General features: G+C 39.5%; 15 protein-coding genes. 11 read left to right on the top strand and 4 right to left on the bottom strand.

Features of this window, described 5'->3' with window-relative positions; all coding sequences use genetic code 11:
• The first annotated feature begins 12 nt into the window (after nucleotides 1-12).
• The 4 genes from H626_RS0104970 (at nucleotide 13) to H626_RS0104955 (ending at nucleotide 3,641) form a co-directional block, all read left to right on the top strand.
• On the top strand, nucleotides 13-1,278 hold the full coding sequence (locus H626_RS0104970) for an ABC transporter permease (protein ID WP_027108359.1): 1,266 nt from the start codon (nucleotides 13-15) through the stop codon (nucleotides 1,276-1,278).
• On the top strand, nucleotides 1,278-2,360 hold the full coding sequence (locus tag H626_RS0104965; RefSeq protein WP_027108358.1) for an ABC transporter permease: 1,083 nt from the start codon (nucleotides 1,278-1,280) through the stop codon (nucleotides 2,358-2,360). The genes H626_RS0104970 and H626_RS0104965 overlap by 1 nt, the downstream gene beginning before the upstream one ends.
• A gap of 146 nt (nucleotides 2,361-2,506) precedes the next feature.
• The gene (locus H626_RS0104960; protein ID WP_027108357.1) at nucleotides 2,507-2,749 is read left to right on the top strand and encodes a hypothetical protein; all 243 of its coding nucleotides are present in this window, start codon (nucleotides 2,507-2,509) and stop codon (nucleotides 2,747-2,749) included.
• Between the two features lie 34 nt (nucleotides 2,750-2,783).
• Nucleotides 2,784-3,641: an AAA family ATPase gene (locus H626_RS0104955; protein ID WP_027108356.1), complete on the top strand. Its 858-nt coding sequence runs from the start codon at nucleotides 2,784-2,786 to the stop codon at nucleotides 3,639-3,641.
• A 129-nt stretch (nucleotides 3,642-3,770) separates the two neighbouring features.
• Here the strand turns inward: H626_RS0104955 and H626_RS0104950 are convergent, their stop codons facing one another.
• Nucleotides 3,771-4,949: an ROK family protein gene (locus H626_RS0104950; protein ID WP_035618621.1), complete on the bottom strand. Its 1,179-nt coding sequence runs from the start codon at nucleotides 4,947-4,949 to the stop codon at nucleotides 3,771-3,773.
• A 362-nt stretch (nucleotides 4,950-5,311) separates the two neighbouring features.
• Between H626_RS0104950 and H626_RS0104945 the strand changes: the two genes are divergently transcribed.
• Both H626_RS0104945 and H626_RS0104940 read left to right on the top strand, forming a co-directional pair.
• Nucleotides 5,312-6,568 (top strand): PTS sugar transporter subunit IIC, encoded by a 1,257-nt coding sequence (locus H626_RS0104945; protein ID WP_211221956.1) that lies wholly within the window; start codon nucleotides 5,312-5,314, stop codon nucleotides 6,566-6,568.
• Nucleotides 6,569-6,584: 16 nt separating this feature from the next.
• Complete coding sequence (locus tag H626_RS0104940; RefSeq protein ID WP_027108353.1) at nucleotides 6,585-7,484, top strand: DUF7916 family protein; 900 nt, start codon at nucleotides 6,585-6,587, stop codon at nucleotides 7,482-7,484.
• Nucleotides 7,485-7,646: 162 nt separating this feature from the next.
• Here H626_RS0104940 and H626_RS0104935 read toward each other — a convergent pair whose 3' ends face one another.
• Entirely contained in the window at nucleotides 7,647-8,399 is a 753-nt protein-coding gene (locus tag H626_RS0104935; RefSeq protein ID WP_035618618.1) for a TraX family protein, read from the bottom strand.
• Nucleotides 8,400-8,541: 142 nt separating this feature from the next.
• Nucleotides 8,542-9,051 carry an SOUL family heme-binding protein gene (locus tag H626_RS10695; protein ID WP_051237828.1) on the bottom strand — a complete coding sequence of 170 codons (510 nt, stop codon included), beginning with the start codon at nucleotides 9,049-9,051 and terminating at the stop codon, nucleotides 8,542-8,544.
• 359 nt (nucleotides 9,052-9,410) lie between these two features.
• Between H626_RS10695 and H626_RS0104925 the strand changes: the two genes are divergently transcribed.
• The 4 genes from H626_RS0104925 (at nucleotide 9,411) to H626_RS0104910 (ending at nucleotide 14,370) form a co-directional block, all read left to right on the top strand.
• Nucleotides 9,411-10,706, top strand: coding sequence for an adenylosuccinate synthase (locus tag H626_RS0104925; protein WP_027108351.1), 1,296 nt, complete (start codon nucleotides 9,411-9,413; stop codon nucleotides 10,704-10,706).
• Between the two features lie 66 nt (nucleotides 10,707-10,772).
• Complete coding sequence (gene purB / locus H626_RS0104920; RefSeq protein ID WP_027108350.1) at nucleotides 10,773-12,203, top strand: adenylosuccinate lyase; 1,431 nt, start codon at nucleotides 10,773-10,775, stop codon at nucleotides 12,201-12,203.
• A 172-nt stretch (nucleotides 12,204-12,375) separates the two neighbouring features.
• Nucleotides 12,376-13,371, top strand: coding sequence for an LLM class flavin-dependent oxidoreductase (locus tag H626_RS0104915; protein ID WP_027108349.1), 996 nt, complete (start codon nucleotides 12,376-12,378; stop codon nucleotides 13,369-13,371).
• A gap of 48 nt (nucleotides 13,372-13,419) precedes the next feature.
• Nucleotides 13,420-14,370 (top strand): 2-hydroxyacid dehydrogenase, encoded by a 951-nt coding sequence (locus tag H626_RS0104910; RefSeq protein ID WP_027108348.1) that lies wholly within the window; start codon nucleotides 13,420-13,422, stop codon nucleotides 14,368-14,370.
• Nucleotides 14,371-14,530: 160 nt separating this feature from the next.
• Here the strand turns inward: H626_RS0104910 and H626_RS0104905 are convergent, their stop codons facing one another.
• Complete coding sequence (locus H626_RS0104905; RefSeq protein ID WP_027108347.1) at nucleotides 14,531-15,421, bottom strand: Cof-type HAD-IIB family hydrolase; 891 nt, start codon at nucleotides 15,419-15,421, stop codon at nucleotides 14,531-14,533.
• Between the two features lie 517 nt (nucleotides 15,422-15,938).
• Here H626_RS0104905 and H626_RS0104900 point away from each other — a divergent pair.
• Nucleotides 15,939-16,829 carry a hypothetical protein gene (locus H626_RS0104900; protein ID WP_027108346.1) on the top strand — a complete coding sequence of 297 codons (891 nt, stop codon included), beginning with the start codon at nucleotides 15,939-15,941 and terminating at the stop codon, nucleotides 16,827-16,829.
• The last annotated feature ends 66 nt before the right edge of the window (nucleotides 16,830-16,895 follow it).

Here is a 16,895-nt window from a genome sequence, read left to right as displayed (position 1 = left end):
GGACGCTTAGCCATGTTTAATTTAATCAAAAAAGATTTTGCTATTCTTTCTAAAACGAAAAGTGACCTTCTAGAACTCCTTTTCATGCCGTTCATTCTATTGATCATTCTTGGGTTTTCTTTAGGAAATGTTTTCATGAGTGAATTTTCTATCGATACATTCAAAGTAGGTCTGGTAAACGAACAAACGACAGCGAAGAGCCTGGATAGATTTGAAGCGGATTTACAGGAGGATGGACTACCTGCACCAGCGATTGCAGAATTGCTAACAGCAGCCGAAGAGTCGGATCCGGAAAAGGCATTGACCCGGCTGCTTCAAGATGAGAGCTTGGAAGAGTTGATGGAAACACAAAATTTTGATAGTGAAAAAGCAGCCGAAGAGGCCATCGCTTCGGAAGAAATTAGGAGTTATATTCGTATCCCTGAAAATTTTTCATATAACGCTTGGAAATCGCTGTATTTGAACGAAGAGAATGGAGCAGAATTAATACTAAACACGCAAAGTGATGGGATAACTGGAAATATCTTACAAAGTGTCGTCAACTCTTTTATCGGGCAGTATAATGTGGAATCCTCTATCGCTATTGCGACACAGGGTGAAGCAGAAGTGTCAACAGACAGCAGTGAATATGGAGAAGTGGTTCAATTATCGGTGGAAGAACCGATCAACGCCTTTCAATATTATACGATAGGCATGGGAGTCATGTTTGCATTATTCACGGCACCATCCTTAGCTACTCGAGCTTTTAAAGAGAAAGAACAACATGTATTTGGAAGAATGATGTTGTCCGGAATGAGACCGTTGACCTATTTAGTGAGTAAATTCATTTCCGGGACGTCCATTACATTTGTTCAGTTGATTACTTTATTTACATTATCCACTGTAGTTTTTGGAACTTTTGCAGACAAAGAGTTGGGTTTTTGGATCGCGCTTCTCACGCTGACGGCTAGCTACGCTCTATTCGTTGGAAGCCTCACAAGCATCTTGACCTCAGTATCCCTTTATTCCAATAATAGCAGCACGGTTGGTTTTTTTGGTTCATTTGTCAGTGTCTTTGCATTCCTGGGAGGCAGCTTTACGCCAGTAGACCAGTTTTCAGAAGCATTGAAAAAGGTGGGAAACTGGACACCCAACGGGGCTGCGATGACCTCGTATCTTCAATTGCTGCAGGGTTTCAGTTTACAGGAAGTATTTCCTTTGATGAGTAGGATCATCACACTGACGGTCATCGCGCTCGTAGTCTCTGTTTGGATCTTTCCAAAAAGGAGGTTGGAATAATGTGGAATGTATTTTTACTCCAATGGAAACGATTGTTGAAAAAGCCTTTCTTAGTCTTTTTATTCATTGGATTGACGATCCTTTTTGTCTATTTCATGGGTGGGGTACAAGTCAATTCGACACTGACCGTCCCCGTGTATAGTGAGAGTTTAACAGAAGGAGAGCTGGATGATTGGCTGGGACGATTAAATGAAGGCGAAACGCTCATTTTTGAAAAAACGAGTGCAGAAACCGCTCAGGAAGACATTCGGATGAACGAAATTTCTTTTGCTATGATGATCGAAGAAGATAACTATCAATTTTTAGTGGGAAGAGATTCTCAACAAATAGCAGCAGTCGACCAACATGCGGAACAGATTTTTAGAGAATACAATCGCCTGGACGCGATTCAAGACGAATTTCCGGGAACGGATATAGAAGTGCAGGAAATTTTAAGTGTGCAAGTGGAGAATGAAGGAACCGGTGGGGGAGGACTCGAATCCTATAAACTTGCTTTGCTAGTGGGGATGACGCTCTATTTTTCAGCCTATTCAGTGTTATTCTTACAATTAAATTTGATCGAAGAAAAAAGAAAAGGAACATGGAACCGCCTCATTTATTCTCCTGTAACAAAAATACAGCTCTATCTCGGGTATCTGCTTCATTATTTCTTGGTTGGATCGATACAGATCATAGTGAGCGTATTTATTTTGACTAAACTGTTGCAAGTTGATTTAGGTACGAACTACTATTCCTTGGGGATCGTCATCGTGAGTTTTATCTTTGCCACGGTCTCTTTAGGGATATTGCTAGCTGCCTTGATTCCTTCCCCTCAATCACTCCAAATCGTTATCCCCATCGTAGCCACGTCGATGGCAATGTTGGGAGGGGCTTTCTGGACTTTGGAAATTGTAAGCAATCGCTTCTTATTGTTTATTGCAGAATTGATTCCTATCAAGCATGGAATGGACGGGATGATCACGGCCATTACCCAACCAGAGCCATTGAGAGAGATCCTTCAACCAGCCGGCATACTCGTGTTGATGGGAATACTGTTTATGGCGATCGGTATCAATTTAATGGAACGAGTCGTAAAAATTTAAAACCGGACACTATCAAAGGCAACTTGTGAAATTGGACAAGTTGCCTTTGATGATTACCTATATTAAAAAGCCCGTGTCAGAAAAACAGAGATTTGGTATACTGAGGAACGAGAGAGCTAATTGAAAATGAAAGGAGCACAAAAAATATGACGAAACAACAAAAAGTCGGATTACTGATCTACAGTATACTATTCGGCTTGTTTTTATGGTTCATCATGATCGAGCCGAAAACAGTTTTACCACTTGCCCCAGTGTACCAAGCCATCTTTTTGCTCGGAGGAATAGTCAGCACAGTCCTTGCATGGAAACAACGACGCTATTTTCAACTGACCATTGGTGCAAGCTTGATACTGTTACTGAGCGTAAATTTACTCATAACTTACCTATAAAGCCACATTATGTTCTATAAGGAGATGAAGCCGGTTGGATTATCTTAAAAGAATTACTTTTCCCGATAAAGAAAGTGAATTCGACTTCTTTATTGAAATAAAACGCACAGTCTATGATAGCTACTATCCCTTCCACATTCTATCGGACCACCAATTTGATTCCATCGACTTCGAGCCCATCACCATTTTATATGGAGGAAACGGGTCCGGGAAAACGACCGCTTTAAATGTGATCGCTGAAAAACTACAAGTCGAAAGAGATTCCCTATTCAATCGATCCTCCTTCTTTTCTGAATACATTGATTTTTGTGAAATGGAACAGGGGTACGATTTTCCTGAGAATAAACGGATCATCACGAGCGATGATGTCTTTGATTATATATTGACTATCCGCAATGTGAATGAAGGAATCGATACAAAGAGAGAAGCATTATTCGAGGAATATCTACAATCGAAATATTCCCAATTTCAACTGAAATCATTAGATGATTATGAAGAACTGAAAAAAATAAACCAGGCACGCAGTCGTACACAATCCAAATTCGTCCGGAAAAATTTGATGGATAATATCCGCGAACAATCCAACGGGGAAAGTGCCTTTCGTTATTTTGTAGAAAAAATAGAAGAAAACGGATTGTACTTGTTGGATGAACCAGAAAACAGCCTCTCGCCGGAGAGGCAATTGGAACTGGTGAAATACATTGAAGATTCCGCACGCTTTTTTGGCTGCCAGTTCATCATAGCCACTCATTCCCCTTTTTTCTTAGCGATGAAAGAAGCCAAAATTTATGACTTGGATCAAAATCCCGTGCAGGTAAAGAAATGGACAGAATTAGAGAATGTCCAAACCTATCACGATTTTTTTAAAAAGCACGAAAAAGAGTTTGAATAAAGGAAACATGGGATCCGGTCTTTTGAACACGAGCCAGCAAAGAACAGTCGAAGAACGAGAAAAGAGTCTGGGGCAGATCAATATGCCCAGACTCTTTTCTTGTTTAAGGAAAGGGTAGCTTTCCATTTTTTACAAAGATTTATACACAGCTAATCCACAAGCACCCAAAGCACCATTTATCGGATCGTAGAGTTTAAAAACGCGCTCTGTCGGATTTTGAAGATCCAGAAGCGTAGTATTAGCATCGATCGATCGATTTAGAGAGGCTACTAATTCGGGATCGCTAAATAGTTCACTATGGATATAGACGAGATCGGAGTCCATGAGCATCAATAAATTGTTGATAGCGATAGAGAAATAAAGGATACCTTGATCAATGATGTGCAGGGAACCTTCATCACCCAGTTTGTACGCTTTAATGAGGGTGTCTATCGTTAGTTGTTGTTTATCGGAAACCAGCTGTCTAAGAAAAGTATCGGGTGCATTTTCATAAAGCAGTTTTGCTTTGTTTATCATCCAAGATTCACTAGTGTACGTTTGCAGACACCCTCGTTTGCCACATTCGCATAGTGCACCGTTAGGATTAATGACCGTATGTCCGATTTCACCAATCAAATGATTGGTGTCTGCATAAATTTCTCCATTATAGATATAAGTACTGAACATTCCACGACGAACATGTAGGAAGAGGAAGTTTTGGTCTTGTTTGTTGTCTCCAAATAAACGTTCGGCGATCGCCATACATTTGACATTGTTTTTAAAATAAATGGGAAGATCAATGGATTCTTTAACTTTTTTAAACGAAAAGTTTTTCCAGAAAGGATTGTTGGTTTTAATACTGTGGTTACTTGAATCATAATGGCCAGGTACAGCAATACCGATAGCCACAGGATGATAGTCTGCACATTGAGTCATAAACTGATTCAATTCTTCTAAAAACAGGTCATCGGTGAATGTTTTTTGAGTATTCCAACTGTTATGAAAAAGAGTGTGTTTTTTGGTAATCTCTCCAAGATTGTCGCTTAAACAAAAGGCCAGAAACTTATCTGATAATTCCACACCGATGAAAAAACTATGGCCGGGGGAAATATTCAATAGAATTTTTTTGCGACCAGGTTTGTTGGTCGTTTCATCCTCACCTATTTCATGGATGTGCTTATCCAGAATAAGAAGGGATGTTATTTCACTGATCGTAGCGGGAGTGATGTTTAATTTTTTTGATAGATCGATTCTCGAAATGGGGCCTGTAGCATAAATCTTATCTAATATTCTTGTTTTTTGTATGCGTTGTTTTTTGGATAAATACATATCAACAGCCTCTTCCTTCATTTATTCAATAAGTAGGTCACTTACAGAGAACAATTATTTTTGAATGACAATAGCATCGATAGAATGAGTATATATAAAGGAACGTTTTTTGTAAAACAGTTCCTTTATATATACTCATAGTATACCCTATTGATTATTTTTTGTAACTATTTATAGCTTTATATTTAATGATGCAGAATAGTTGTTTACAAAATAAACTTAATAAGCTATACTTTGTTTAGTAAATAAATATTAGCAAATAAACGAATGTTAAGGCTTACAACTGATATTTGTTAATAAAATATAATTAACAGGAGGTCTTCACTTTGTCAAAGTCAAGTAGCTTTATAGAAGAAAAGTTAATGCCCATTGCATCAAAGCTAAGTGCGAATAAATACTTAACAGCTATTCGTGATGGGGTCACGTTAGCTATGCCACTAATCATTATCGGATCGATTTTCATGGTCACTGCTAGTTTCCCCGTTCCAGGTTGGGAAGCTTGGTTAGGTGATATTGGTGTTGCTGGTTACCTATGGAAAGGCGTCGATAGTAGTTTTGGTTTGATCGGTCTAGTTGCAAGTTTTGGGATCGCCCAGAGTTTAGCAAATCAACATAAAGTAGATGGTATCGCAGCCGGTATCATTTCTATGGCTTCATTTGTTATGGTCACACCATTTGTTTCAAGTGAGACTGGAGCAGGCTTGACCGTTAGTTATCTTGGTGCAGCTGGTCTGTTTGTTGCAATCATTCTAGGATTATTCAGTGCATCGATCTACCGGTGGTTCATTGAGCACAATATTCAAATCAAAATGCCGGAAAGTGTTCCACCAGCCGTCGCTAGAAGTTTTAGTGCGATCATCCCTGGTGCAGTAATCATAACATTTTGGCTGATCGTCTATGCTTTTCTTGATATGGCATCGTGGCCTAACCTGCATGATCTTGCTCAAGTCGTTTTAGGGAAACCGCTTGGACTGTTAGGTAACAATATTTTTGGTACGATCATTGTTGCTGGTTTAAATAGTTTGTTCTGGTTTATTGGTATCCATGGTGGTAATGTTGTAAACTCTATCATGCAACCGGTTTGGATCGCAAACTTAGCTGAAAATACTGCAGCATATCAGGCAGGAACTGAAATGAAAAATGTCATTACTGTTGCTTTTATGGATAATTTTGTTTATCTTGGTGGTGGTGGTGCAACGATCGGGTTGGTATTGGTACTCGGTTATATGGCTCGCAAAAAAAGCACAAGTAAACAAACAAAAATCTTGGCTCCGATCACTGTTGTCCCGGGTCTATTTAATATTAATGAACCGGCAATGTTTGGTGTTCCAATTGTTTTAAACTTTGCTTTGCTTGTACCGTTTATACTTGCTCCAATTGTAAATGCCATCGTAGCCTTTATCGCGATGTCAGCTGGACTTGTTCCGTTAACCAGAGTGGTTGCTTCTTGGACGATGCCACCAATCATTAGCGGGTTCTTAACAACGGGTAGCATCAGTGGATCTATTTTACAGATCGTTTTAATTATAATAGACATCTTACTTTATCTACCATTCTTCTTGAGTCTTGAAAAACGTTTCAAAGCACAAGAAGAGAATGGATCAGTATCTTCAAAATAGAAAGGGAGTTCTAATAATGGTCAAACGTTTTATTAGTGCAAATACTTCAGAAATACTAGCTATGAGCGCTCAGGAGCTGAAACAAAGTATTAAAGCCAGTGATGGCCGAGTGATTTTGTCTGAAAATGTAGCTCCACGTGAATCATTTATTGGGGATATTACAAACTCAGAGATCGCACGAGCATTTGGAGCTGATTTAATTCTATTAAATGGAATTGACGTATTGAAACCTGAAATTTTCGCCATTGGTGAGTATGAAGGATCATTCGTAACACGTTTACATGAATTAGTGGGTCGTCCCATCGGAGTCAATCTAGAACCGGTAGATACATCTGCTGATATGGTTGAAGAACGAGAAGAAATCGCTGTGGGAAGACAAGCAAATGTTGAAACGTTAAAAGAAATTGAAAAATTAGGTTTAGATTTTGTTTGTTTCACAGGTAACCCAGGAACAGGTGTAACAAATTCCGCAATCGTAGAAACTGTAAAAAATGCGAAAGAATATTACTCCGGGCTGATCATTGCAGGTAAAATGCACAGCGCGGGAGTCGATGAAGCTGTTGCAGATCTTGACGTGATCAAGGAATTGATTGATGCAGGTGCAGATGTTATCCTCACTCCATCAATTGGAACAGTACCCGGTTTTGACAAGGAAGACTTGAAAGAAGCTGTCAAATTGGCTCATAAAGAAGGCGCTTTAGTCATGACGGCAATCGGAACGAGTCAGGAAAGTTCAGATGCGGATACAGTTAAACAGATGGCTGTTCAAAATAAAATATGTGGAGTCGATATTCAACATATTGGGGATGCAGGATACGGTGGAGTTGCTCCAGTTGAAAATATTTTTGCAATGAGCAAAGCGATTCGTGGACAACGTCATACAGTGTCCATGGTTTCACGTTCGATCAATCGTTAAATAGTAGGATCATCTAATTAAAAAGCAGACTAAGAATAGTAAGTGGAAATCTCAACAGGGGTTTCTGCCTACTATTTTTCTTTTTATAGAGGTATAGTAAAGGCGAAGGGGAACGCCTACGCCCCCTAAAGGATCTCCAATTCGGGGTATTTTACATAGGATTTAGGTAAACCAGGGAAGGTTCCTGATTAAATAGAATAGAACCAGATGAGCAGGATAAAAAATATAAAAAAACAATTTGATTTGTTTTCCTCTTTTACCATTATAAAATTGAATGAGAAAAAGAGAAAATACAGCTGTGAGGTTCAGTAAAAATAGCGATCCGTTTAAAATGTTTCGTAGAATAGGATCATCATGAAAGTAATAAAAAATAAATAGGGTCAATAAACCTACCATGGAATAATCGACATTAAAAAAATCACTAAGGACCAATGCTATAAGAAGGATGAACCACTTGCTGACGTATGTTCCCTTGAGCTTGTCGAAAAAACTGATGCAGAGAAGACCTATGAATAATGTAAAGAAAATATTTTGATGAGAGGATTCAAGAAATGTTCCAGCATGAGCCAAATCAAAGGGGATTTCTGATAGTAGAGCAAAAAAACCTATTTGAAAAATATATCTGTTCAAATTACGTGTATGGATGAATCCTTCTACAAGAAGAAATGCAAAAATAGGAAAAGCTAGTCTGCCGATGAGTCTCGAAGCAATATCTATCTGGAAGAGTACAGAATAAGGACTGTCTGCTGATAAACTGGTCCCTCCAAAAATCGATCCAATTTCTATACCATGATTCAGTAAATAAGGTTCGATTAAAAAAGCTCCCGTGTGATCTATGAACATGGATAGGATCGCGATCCATTTCAACGCACTACCGGTCAAAGAGAGCTTACCTGTATCATGTGGTTTCTCCATAACACCACTCCTGGTCTGAGTATCCTTTTATTGTGTTCGTTCCATCAAGGTACTTATCGCTAGGCGATCAGTTAGCAAAAAGCAGCTCAAATAAGCAGAATAGCTTTTCTACGCGATCGATCAGGAATAAGCATGTAGTTGCTCATACTTCACTAATGCGGACCCAAATTTCATTTCTTCTGAACATAGGTGGTACAAAAGGTGCGTTGTAGGAAGCCAACATGTAATTTGATTGCTTTTGATAGCCTTTTTCCTCGATCCACCTGTCCAGTTTTTTCTTCATTGCTGATTCTTTTGACTGATTGGAAAAACCGGAATAACGTATAGACCCAAATAAGCCTTCAGCGAACTTTTTTACGGTCAGATTCGGATTATTTGGCTCGGGTATCTGATCGCTATATTTTCCTGGAACAACAAAGGCCATTTTCTTTTTTCCGTTTGTTTCTTCCTGAATAACTGGTACGGTCATTGAGATTTTTTCATTGTCTTTGTTGTCACTAGATATATACTTAAACAAAGAGCCAAATCCACTTCTGATTTCTGGATCGTTACTATTTTCATATTCGACAATAAAAAAATCCACATATTTTCTGATTTCATATTCCTCTTCTTTTATCACAGTCGCGTAATCGGGTGTCTCATATTTACTCATAAAATCCCTCCATTCATCCTAAGGTACTATTTTCACCACTATTGTACCACTTCTGACCTTATATCTTTAGCGATCCCGTTTCAAACCAACAGGTGTGAATGAATTCGCTTGAAGCGATGAGGACGGCCTTTTATCTGTGAATAACGGTAAGATTCGAGTGGGAGCAAGACTATCAAGAGTGTTTTCGCTATGAAACCGAACGATTAATATATAAAAAAGGGAAACATACGTAATCTTATTGACCTGAGAAAATCACTCTGCTATTCTATTTCTGGTGCTTGTTCTTAAGCAGGTAAAAATCGATAAATAGAGAAACATAAACATCCCTAAATGGGACAGTTTACGAAGGAGGACTTTTAATGTCAACGTTTGTAGTGTTAGGTGCTCAATGGGGAGACGAAGGCAAGGGGAAAATGACTGATTTTCTGGCCGAAAAGGTCGATTTGGTTGTTCGGTTCCAAGGAGGAAATAATGCCGGTCATACTGTAGAGGTAGGCGAAAGTCAATATAAGCTCCACTTGATCCCTTCAGGTATTTTGTACGATGACAAAATAAATATCTTAGGAAATGGTGTGGTTATTGATCCAGAAGCGCTATTCAAAGAAATAGATTATTTGGAAAAACTAGGAATACGTGTCACACCGGATAAATTGCTGATCAGTGACAGAGCGCATGTTATCATGCCTTACCACCGGTCAATGGATAGGCTAAATGAAAAATCAAGAACAAATACGATTGGAACGACCGGTAAAGGCATCGGTCCTTCATACACAGACAAAGCCGCAAGATCCGGGATCAGAATATGTGATCTGATCGACCCTGCTATTTTCAAAAAGAAATTAAAAGAAAATATAAAAGAAAAAAATGAGTTGCTTGTGAATGTCTATAAGGAAGAACCGTTAGATTTTGATGAAATCTTCAAAAATTATAGTAACTATGCTGAAAAAATAACTCCCTTTGTGCAGGAAACTTCAGTCAAATTGTATGATGAGATCAAAGCTGGAAAAAAGGTTCTTTTTGAAGGGGCACAAGGGATGCTGTTAGATATCGATTATGGGACCTATCCCTTTGTTACATCATCCAACACGATTGCGGGCGGTGTCTGTACAGGAACAGGGATCGGGCCCACTATGGTCAATGGAGCTGTCGGTGTCGCCAAAGCGTATACTACACGCGTAGGAGAAGGTCCTTTTCCAACCGAACTGACTGATGCTACAGGAGAGTGGATCAGAGAAAAAGGTGGAGAAGTCGGTGTGACAACCGGCAGGCCACGTCGCTGTGGATGGATCGACTTGGTCATTTTAAAGACAGCTGCCAGAGTTTCAGGATTGACCAATTTAGTTGTGACTAAAATAGACACCTTAGCAGGATTGGATAAGATCAAGGTTTGTGTGGGCTATCGATTCAAGGACAAAGTCATTGATTATTTTCCAGCAAGCCTTGAAGATCTAGCTAAATGTGAACCGGTATATGAGGAATTTGATGGCTGGGGCGAAGAAGCAGCCACTGCAAAAACCTATGAGGAACTTCCGGAAAATGCCAAGCTGTATTTAAAAAGAATCGAAGAATTCACTGGTGTCGAAGTTTCGATTGTTTCTGTAGGACCTAAAAGAAGCCAGACGATCGTGGTCCACGAAATAGGAGAAAGCGAGTAAAATAAAGAAGGCAATCTTTGTTTTCTGTTACAGATGGAGATAACGTAAAAAAGATAGGAGAAATTTATGAGGAATTCTTATACATCACCCTTAGAAAGTCGGTATGCTTCAAAGGAAATGTCGTATCTTTTTTCAGCGGACAAAAAATTCAAAACATGGAGAAAATTATGGGTAGCACTGGCAGAAGCTGAAAGTGAGTTGGGATTACCGATCACAACCAGTCAGCTCGAAGAATTGCGCGCGAACATGGGCAACATCAATTATGAAGTAGCGGAGCAAAGAGAAAAAGAAAGCAGACATGATGTGATGAGCCATGTTTATGCTTATGGAGTCCAATGTCCACAGGCAAAAGGCATCATCCATCTCGGCGTAACGAGTTGTTATGTAGGAGATAATACAGATCTGATCATCATGAAAGAATCTCTTCTGTTGATTAAAAAGAAACTAGTCAATGTCATGCAGTCTTTAGCGCTTTTTGCAGAGGAATACAAGAGCTGTCCGACTTTGGGCTTTACACATCTGCAGCCTGCGCAACTGACAACCGTAGGGAAAAGGGCAACACTTTGGATTCAAGAATTGGTGATCGATTTAGAGAAGCTGGATTTTGTGCTGGATTCTCTGAAGTTTAGAGGTGTGAAAGGTACTACAGGAACTCAGGCAAGTTTTATGGAATTGTTTGATGGAGATGAAAAAAAGGTGAAGATGCTGGATCGATTGGTCACTGAAAAAATGGACTTTAAAGAAACATATAAAGTAACAGGTCAAACGTATTCGAGGAAAGTAGATTCGATCGTATTAAATACGCTCTCTGAAATAGCACAGAGTGCCTATAAATTCAGCAACGACCTGCGTCTGCTTCAAAGTATGAAGGAAGTGGAAGAACCATTTGGGAAAAATCAAATTGGATCGTCTGCCATGGCGTATAAGAGAAATCCGATGCGAGCAGAAAGAATGAGTGCTCTGTCAAGACATGTGATCGTAAATTCCTTGAATCCGGCAATCACAGCGGCCACTCAATGGTTTGAACGGACGCTGGATGACTCTGCCAACAAAAGATTATCTGTTTCAGAAGCCTTTTTAGCATTAGACGGCGTTTTGAATCTATACGAAAATATTGCCAGTAATCTTGTGGTATATGAAAAAGTCATTGCTGCTCATGTCGAACAGGAACTGCCTTTTATGGCCACTGAAAATATTTTGATGGAGGCGGTAAAAAGAGGCGGAGACAGACAAGAGATTCACGAGCGAATCCGAATACATTCGATGGCAGCGGCCAAAAGAGTGAAAGAAGAAGGATTGAACAATGATTTGATTGAACGGATCACTTCGGATGCCTCTTTTGGTATTTCAAAAGAGGAACTCTTAAAAGTCTTGAATAGCAAAAATTATATAGGAAGGGCCGTCGGACAAGTTGATGAATTTATTGCCGAATGTGTTCAACCTATTTTAAGTAAAAATAAGGACTTGCTTGGAATGGATACAGAAGTGAGTGTGTAATTTTTATTCTGATTTATGAAAATAGTATTAAACAAGCAAGGATCTTCTAAAAAAAGTCCTCTTTATAAGAGGGCTTTTTTCTGTTTACTTACTTTTTAAGAGTTTGGTTTAGAATTGAAACAGATTGAATGCTATAGTTAGTATATGAGTTAGGATGAAAGGATGATGATAGATGCGATTAAGTGTATTGGATCAAGCACCCGTAACAAGTGGGAATACAGGAGCCGTTGCTATAAGAAATGCTGTAGAGTTGGCTCAGACTGCGGAACGATTGGGGTACAGTCGGATGTGGATGGCGGAACACCACAGTGGGCGATCATTGGCAAGTTCAGCTCCTGAAATTATTGTAGCTTACATAGCGGCCGTGACGGATAAGATCCGTCTGGGTACGGGAGGTACAATGATGATGCATTATTCCCCGTTAAAAATGGCAGAGGTCTTTAAAACATTGAGTGCCTTAGCACCAGATCGAATAGATTTTGGTGTAGGACGGGCTCCCGGAGGCGATCAACGAGCCATTCAGGCCTTGGCTCAAGGAAATGATCCTGATTTTGAACATTTATATGAAAAATTAGAAACAACGTTGGCTCTCTTAAAAGATGAGCGGCCAGAAGAGCCTTTATATAAGTATACTCCAGCGGTCCCTAAGGGAGTCGAGTTACCGGAAGCGTGGCTGCTTGGATCAAGTGGGGATAGCGCTATTCGAGCAGGAAGAATGGGGATGGGGTATTCCTTTGCGCAGTTCTTCATGTTAGGAGCGATGCGGGAAGAAATATTTGAACTGTATCGGCATCATTTTGAACCTTCGGAATTTATGAAAGAACCGGATATCAGCGTCGCTTATTTAGTAACCGTGGCAGAAACGAGAGCAGAGGCCGAATTTCAAGCAAAACCACAAGATATTGCGCGTTTGCATCTTGCTCAAGGGCGCATGGAACCACTGATGACACCAGAAGAAGCCCAAGCTTATCCGTTAACTGACCAACAAGAAAAAGGGATCCAACGCAATCGAGAGGTCCATCTGGTCGGTACAGCCAAGGAGGTTGCGGATAAATTGCGTGCAGACCAGGAAAAATACGGATTCCAGGAAGCGATGATCTGTAGTATTGCGCACACACAAGCGCAACGGCTTAAAGCGTACGAGTTATTGGCAGCTGAAGTGTTATGAAAATCGATCCATTTAAAAAAGGGTTGAACGGACGAGAGGAAGACGTGTATGTTGATTAAATTATTGGAGCCGTTGCGTGTTTCAGAAGCAAGGGTAGAAGAATTAGCGCGACCGTTAAGGGAGAAAGGGCATGAGTTTGTCTATTATTCGGAAAAAACAACGGATGTAAATGAGTTGGTGAAACGGAGCAAAGGTGCGGATGTGGTGATGATCGCCAATAATCCGTATCCAAAAGAAGTAATCGAGCGAGTCAAAGATGTCCAATTTATCAATGTGGCATTTACTGGAGTCGATCATGTGGCCGTGAAAGAGGCTAAAGAAAAAGGGGTGACGATTTCCAATGCAGCGGGATATTCAGATCAAGCGGTGGCGGAACTGGTTTTAGGGCTGACATTGGATGTATTCCGCGGTATTTCTTCTGGAAACGAAGCGATTCGTCAAGAGGATTTTTCTGGAGGGATGCAAGGACGCGAGATCAGTGGCAAAACAGTGGGGATCATTGGAACAGGGAATATCGGACTGAAAACAGCGAAACTATTTCAAGCTTTTGGAGCCAATGTGATCGGATTTAATCGGTCCATAAAGGATGAGGCTGTAAGCATGGGCATACAGTATGTTTCTTTAGAGGAACTGCTTCTGGAAAGCGACATTGTTTCGGTCCATTTGCCGTTGAACGAAGAAACGAGAGGCTTTCTTTCCAGAGAACAGCTGGGAAAAATACAATCATCCGCTGTGTTGATCAATTGCGCCCGCGGACCGATCGTGGATGATACAGTGTTAGCGGAGTTATTGAATAAAGGGGAAATTGCCGGCGCTGGAGTGGATGTGTTCGCTGGCGAGCCTCCGTTGCCGGAAGATCATCCGCTGCTTCATGCAAAAAATGCGGTATTGACTCCGCATGTAGCCTACTTGACCGACGAAGCAATGGAAAGACGAGCTCAAATCGCTTTTGAAAATACGCTAGCTTATCTCGAAGGAAAGCCACAAAATCTGATATGATCAAACGAAAGGATCCCACCAGTCTCTGGAATGAGAGTGGTGGGATCCTTTTATTTTTTCTGAGACACGATCAAACGATTGACTTCTAGTGGAGTAGTTAAAGCTAACGGCTGCCGAGTATAAAATACTTGAATGGCGATCCGTTGCTTGATAGATTTCTTTAAAATAAACCCTTTTGCTCAAATTCTTCAAGCATGGTATACACACCCCTGTGATTATGATCATCTGTATGAAAATTGGCACTTTGCTTTGCCAAAGGGAGGGCGTTTGCCATGGCGATCGAATATTTTCTGCCAGCAAACATGGAGACATCATTTTCGCTATCGCCAAATACCATTAATTCATCGTCCTGGATATTCAGTTCTTCTTGTAATACTTTTAGTGCGGTACCTTTATTTATATTTTTATTTGTAATTTCCATTTTTCTCTCATCTGAAAAGACAAATTCATAGTCTTTGATAAAGGGATCTTCTGTTAGCGTTTCTTTTACAAACGACATATAAGGAGGATCCTGTACAATAGACATTTTGTTACAAAACTCAGGAGAATTGTGTAGACTACGAATCATGTGCTGATTAGGATAACCATCCCTCGTATCGCACAACCAACTGTACATTCCGCCCGCCCAAGGATAATCATGCGGAAGTTTCATCTCACCGCGGATATTTTTTTTGATTCTATATATTTCTTCGGGCAAATAGGTGTAAATGGTATCATCTTGACTGTACTGGATCTCGACAGTAAAAGAAGAAAAAAAGTCATTGATTTTGTTGATGTGAAAAGAGTTTAACATTCCCAAGCGATTCCTCTTTTTAGTTGAAACATCATAAATGGAGGTGCCGTTTACATCAATAAGCATTCCGCCGTGCTTTTCCATATCTAATTTGAGTGCATCGGGCAATAACCGTATATAACTTCGTCCGCTTGCTAATATCAACTTGACACCTTTGGCTTGCAACTCTTTTAATTTGTTGAGTGTTTGTGTATCGATGAGACTATCCGAAGTGAGTAATGTCCCATCCATATCGCACACGATTGCTTTGATTGTCAAAAAATCGGCCTCCTGTTTTGGTAACGTTTAGAGCATTTCTTGCTTTTATGAGCAAAAGTTGATCTCCTGCTATGACAAAATGTTGATTTAAATAGTTCTTCGTATGACTGTGAACAACATGTAATTAAAGTATACTACAAATCCAATCTTTTTTTGTGGGCAGGTGACAGACTGACAAAAAAATAAAAGCAGGTTGAAAAGTGAAAGTATCGTTTGGTTAGTGAATGAAGAGCATCAGAGCCAACCATAATTAGAAGAAACCATTATCTGATTGAAGGATAACATGATCCTTAAGGATACGAGTGAATACTGGGATAATCAAAATAATTCTCAATCTGCCTGCCATTTTAGGGTGAAAGCCAGGGGGATTCTAACTAGTTTAAGAGCTGGATAGTTAGAAGATGTAGAAACAGAGAAAGTTGAAAGAGAGAGATGGATTCCTTAATCCATTTGGTTTAATATAAATAAGAAGAAGATCGTGAGACTTCTAATTTATTGAAAGTAAGGATGTTTGTAAATGGATCAAGCTGAATTAATGAAAGACTGGTATGTAAGGTATAATTATATCGTCGGGACGAGGCAAACGGTCAAACAAAAAAGCAGATTTTTGAGCAGTCTCCTGTCGGATTTGAAAAAAATAGATAGAGAGGTCCACATACATGGATTTGGGGATAATAACCATGGGAAGAATGTATACGTGGGAGATATAAAGAATGCTAAAAGAATCATTTCTACTTATTATGATACTCCCATTTATCAATACGGTTCTTATTATCTAATGGATGCTGATTTGAATAAGAAGAATACAATCAAAACGATCATCTTTCAAAATCTATTGTTTGTGACTCTGGGGATGCTCGCTGCCTATTTTGTAGGGATCCCCATTTATCAGGCGTATGACTTTCTTTCTGTACCGGCGATCGCTGTGACGCTGTTTTTCCTCGTTTATTTCATCTTATTGAAAAAAATATCGGCTGGGTGGCCTGCAAAGAAAAATTTGATACGCAATACATCCTCGCTACTGGTATTGTTGAAATTTATGCATAGCACTAGAGATAAAGATACCGCTTTTGCTTTCTTAGATTATGGTGCGTATGATCAAGCAGGATTAGCTGAGTTAAGGAAAAATTCTCAAGGATCCATTTATTATTTAGATAGTATCGGAGCCAATAAAGAATTATATCAAATGAGTTCAGATAAGAATCTGCTTGTACCTGATGATAATGTGAAAGAAGTCGAAAAGAGCGTAACAGACCATAAACAGATACTTTTCTTGACGAGTATGGAAAAAGATAAAGAGAGTTACTTTTTAACAAAAAATGCGATGAAACAAAAAGAATTAAATGATAAGAATATGGAAAATGCTTTTGAATTTCTTGAAAAAACAAAAAAGAAAGAAATACAGTAAGTACAACGAAAGCAACCGCTCATGTAAAATCGTAGAGATGAAATCAGTAGTTGAGGAAATAAATCA

Source organism: Lacticigenium naphthae DSM 19658, from assembly GCF_000425865.1.
Taxonomy (GTDB): domain Bacteria; phylum Bacillota; class Bacilli; order Lactobacillales; family Carnobacteriaceae_A; genus Lacticigenium; species Lacticigenium naphthae.
This window is presented reverse-complemented; position numbering and strand designations above follow the sequence as displayed.